Here is a 509-nt window from a genome sequence, read left to right on the forward strand (position 1 = left end):
TACTGAAAGAGCTGGAGATCTGGTTACGGGATAGGATGCAGTCGCTCTCGCGTCACTCCGAGTTGGCTAAGGCCTTCGCCTATGCCTTGAATCAGTGGTCAGCACTGACGTACTACACCGAAAACGGCTGGATAGAAGTGGACAACAACATAGCGGAGAATGCGCTACGGCTGGTGAGCTTGGGGCGAAAGAACTTCCTGTTTTTTGGCTCTGACCATGGTGGTGAACGGGGAGCCTTGTTGTACAGCTTGCTCGGCACCTGCCGGTTGAACGGGGTAGATCCGGAGCATTACCTGCGGCATGTGCTGAATGTGATCGCAGACTGGCCGGTGAACCGGGTCAGCGAACTGCTGCCCTGGCGTGTTGCTCTACCCGCTGAATAACCTGTCGCTCCTGTCAATACGGCCTTCGCTGGACGCTTACGAAGAAAACCATGGAGAACGAGATCCTCAAAGAAGCCGTAGAGGTTGGTCGAGCAAAAAATGGATTGCGCATGCGCCCTTGTTGCC

General features: G+C 55.0%; 1 protein-coding gene. It reads left to right on the forward strand.

What is annotated here, in order from left to right; all coding sequences use genetic code 11:
- A partial coding sequence (locus tag BN1127_RS15825) for an IS66 family transposase (protein ID WP_156139777.1) occupies positions 1-383 on the forward strand: 383 nt, incomplete at its 5' end.
- Positions 384-509 lie beyond the last annotated feature (126 nt).

Origin of the sequence: Aeromonas media, assembly GCF_000819985.1 — a bacterium.
Lineage (GTDB): Bacteria > Pseudomonadota > Gammaproteobacteria > Enterobacterales > Aeromonadaceae > Aeromonas > Aeromonas media.